4 protein-coding genes and 1 pseudogene are annotated in these 2,922 nt (G+C 67.5%); 1 reads left to right on the top strand and 4 read right to left on the bottom strand.

The window, feature by feature from the left end; genetic code table 11:
• A partial coding sequence (locus tag G3N99_RS37540) for a hydroxymethylglutaryl-CoA lyase (protein ID WP_206124893.1) occupies positions 1 to 722 on the bottom strand: 722 nt, incomplete at its 3' end.
• A 147-nt stretch (positions 723 to 869) separates the two neighbouring features.
• Here G3N99_RS37540 and G3N99_RS37545 point away from each other — a divergent pair.
• Entirely contained in the window at positions 870 to 1,787 is a 918-nt protein-coding gene (locus G3N99_RS37545; protein ID WP_206124894.1) for a LysR family transcriptional regulator, read from the top strand.
• 74 nt (positions 1,788 to 1,861) lie between these two features.
• Here the strand turns inward: G3N99_RS37545 and moaD are convergent, their stop codons facing one another.
• The 3 genes and pseudogenes from moaD to G3N99_RS42215 form a co-directional block, all read right to left on the bottom strand.
• Positions 1,862 to 2,119, bottom strand: a complete 258-nt coding sequence (moaD, locus tag G3N99_RS37550) for a molybdopterin converting factor subunit 1 (protein WP_174938335.1) — start codon at positions 2,117 to 2,119, stop codon at positions 1,862 to 1,864.
• Between the two features lie 56 nt (positions 2,120 to 2,175).
• The gene (locus G3N99_RS37555; RefSeq protein ID WP_011349654.1) at positions 2,176 to 2,745 is read right to left on the bottom strand and encodes a molybdenum cofactor biosynthesis protein MoaE; all 570 of its coding nucleotides are present in this window, start codon (positions 2,743 to 2,745) and stop codon (positions 2,176 to 2,178) included.
• 46 nt (positions 2,746 to 2,791) lie between these two features.
• Positions 2,792 to 2,922, bottom strand: a pseudogene (locus tag G3N99_RS42215) (GTP 3',8-cyclase MoaA); the annotation flags it as partial.

Raw genomic sequence — 2,922 nt, forward strand, 5'->3', positions numbered from 1 at the left:
TCGATGCCGGCGAGTGTCGCGTCGAAGCGGGCGACGCCCGTTTCGAGCGCCGCGTACACATTCGCGAGCGCGAGGCCGCGGGTATCGTGAAAGTGGCCGCACCAGAAGCGCTCGCCTGCGGCGGCGCGCGCCTTGCCGAACAGTTCGCCGACGGCGGCCGGCCCTGCGTAGCCGACCGTATCGGCGATGCTCACGCGGTCGGCGCCGGCATCGAGCAGCGCATGCAGGTAACGCAGCACCGCCGATTGCTCGACGCGGCCCTGGATCGTGCAGCCGAACGCGGTGCCGATGCCGCCTTCGATCAGCGTCTTCGAGCCGGCCGCATCGCGCGCGGCGCGGATGCGCGCCACTTCGGCGACGACTTCGTCGGGGGTCTTGCGCAGGTTCGCGATGCTGTGGGCGCGGCTCGCCGAGAGCGGCACCAGCATCAGGTCGGCGCCCGCGTCGAGCGCGTGTTCCGCGCCCTTGAGGTTCGGCACCAGCACCGACACGCGCAGGCCGGGCAGCGTCTTCGCATACGCGACGAGCTCGGCCGTATCGGCCAGTTGCGGGAGCAGGCGCGCGGGCACGAACGATCCGACCTCGATTTCGCGCTGACCGGCCGCGTACGCGTCGCCGATCCACTCGATCTTGTGTTTCGTCGGAAGAATGCGCGGGATGCTTTGCAGCCCGTCGCGCAGGCCGACTTCGCGTATGACTGCATGCTGGGGGAACGACCGCATGTCGCTTGTCTCCGTTGATTTCACCTGTGTCGATGCACCGGCGTCGTGCTAACTTTAGACATTCCTGATGGACATTAAAGCGGTATTTCGGAACCGCCATGTTTCCGGAATGGAATGTCTGAATGCCTGATTGCCTGGAGACGGCGGATGCGCGACATCGACCTGAAAACGCTGCGGCTGCTGGTGGCCGTGTGCGATCACCGCAACATGGCGCGGGCGGCGGAGGCGGTTCATATCGAGCCGTCGGCGATCAGCAAGCGCATCGCACAACTCGAAAGCGACCTCGGCGTGCCGCTGCTCACGCGTTCGCGGCGCGGCGTCGAGCCGACGGCCGCGGGCAATGCGCTGCTCGAGCACGCGCGCAGCGTGCTCTTCACGATGGAGCGCATCGCAAGCGATGTCGCCGCGTTCGGCGGCGGGCTGAAGGGGCGCGTCAGCATTTGCGCATCGGCGTCGGCGATCGCGGAGGCACTGCTCGACGACATTTCGTCGTTCATGCGCGAGCCGGCGAACGAGAACATCCGGGTCGATGTGGAGGAGCGATTGTCGTCCGAACTCGTGCGGCAGTTGCGCGAAGGCGCGGCGAGCGTGGGCGTGTGCTGGGACAACGTCGATCTTCAGGGCCTGCAGCATCGGCCGTATCGGCAGGACCGGCTGGCGCTGGCCGTGCATCGCGATCATCCGCTCGCGAACGAGCCATCGCTGCGCTTCGAGCAGACGCTGGGCTACGAGCATGTCGGCCTGCTGCCGACGACCGCCGTTCACACGCTGCTGCAGCGCGCGGCCGCCGATGTCGGCGCGACCGTGTCGTATCGCGTGATCGTGTCGGGGTTCGATGCGGCGTTTCGCGTCGTCGCGGCCGGGCTCGGGATCAGTGTCGTGCCGATGGAAGTGGCCGATACGTATCGGCCGGTGTTCGGCATCAAGGTGATCCCGCTCGTCGATGCGTGGGCAAAGCGCCGGTACGTCGTCTGTTTCAGGAGCTTCGACGCGTTGCAACCGGCCGCGCAACGGATGGTCGACTATCTGTCGAGCCGGGCCGCGATGCCGGCCGCGAGCGGCTGATACGCAGCGTCAACGCGTGTGAGCTGCAACGGGCGATCGATGTCACGCCGGGTTCCTTCCGGCTCGTCGTGATGTCAGCCGCCCGTCACCGGCGGGAAAAACGCCACCTCGCTGTCCTCCCGAACCACGAATCCCCCGGTCACCATCTCGAGATTGACGGCTGCGCGCACGGGCCGGTCCACCCGCAGCGCTTCCGCGCTGCGTGCGTCGCGTGCGGCCAGCGTGTCGCGCAGCGCGTCGACGGTGAGTTCGCGCGCGTCGATCTCGACGATTTCCTCGTCGAGATCGAGTTGCTCGCGAATGCTTGCAAAGTATTTGATCGTCAGTTTCATCGCGATGTCTTGAAAGGAATCACTCGGCGGAATCGGAACACGCGCAGCGCCTACGCTCAGCCCCAGCGCCGCATCGCCTGGTCGTCGTGCGCTTTCGCCTCGACCCAGCCGGATACGCCGTCGTGGCGGATCTCCTTCTTCCAGAACGGGGCGTGGGTCTTCAGGAAGTCCATCAGGAATTCGCACGCATCGAACGCGGCCCCCCGATGCGCGGCGGCCACCACGACCAGCACGACCGCCTGGCCGAGCGGAATGCGCCCGACGCGATGCACGATCTTGATCGCTTCGAGCCGCCAGCGTGCGCTGGCTTCCTCGACGATGCTCCACAGGGCCTGCTCGGTCATCGTCGGATAGTGCTCGACCTCGAGCGCGATCACGTCATCGACGTCGCCTTCGTTGCGCACGACGCCGAGGAAATTCACGACTGCACCGACATTCGGATTGCGAACGATCGGCGCCAGCTCGGCGCCGGCGTCGATCGGCGCGTACTGCACGCGTACTTCGAAGCCGGCGGTGATCGACGGCGGCGGCTCGGGGTGCGGGTCGGTCGTGCTGTCGGGAGCGGGGCTGCCCGCGTGCAACGGATCGTCCGGTAGCCCGGCACGGGATTCGGTGAAGCTCGTCATGACGGTTCTCCTGTAGGCGGTGCGTCTTGTGTCGCGCGGCGGCCCCTCAGCCGCCGACCAGCGACATGCGCACGGTCGGATAGGTCTTGCCCGGCGCGCGGGCTGGCCGTGCGGCCCGGCGCTCGGAATAGCGGTCATCGCGGTGCGTCCAGCGATCGCGCACGGCGGCGGCGAGGT

The sequence above is a fragment of the Burkholderia sp. Ac-20392 genome (assembly GCF_017104585.1).
GTDB lineage: Bacteria > Pseudomonadota > Gammaproteobacteria > Burkholderiales > Burkholderiaceae > Burkholderia > Burkholderia lata.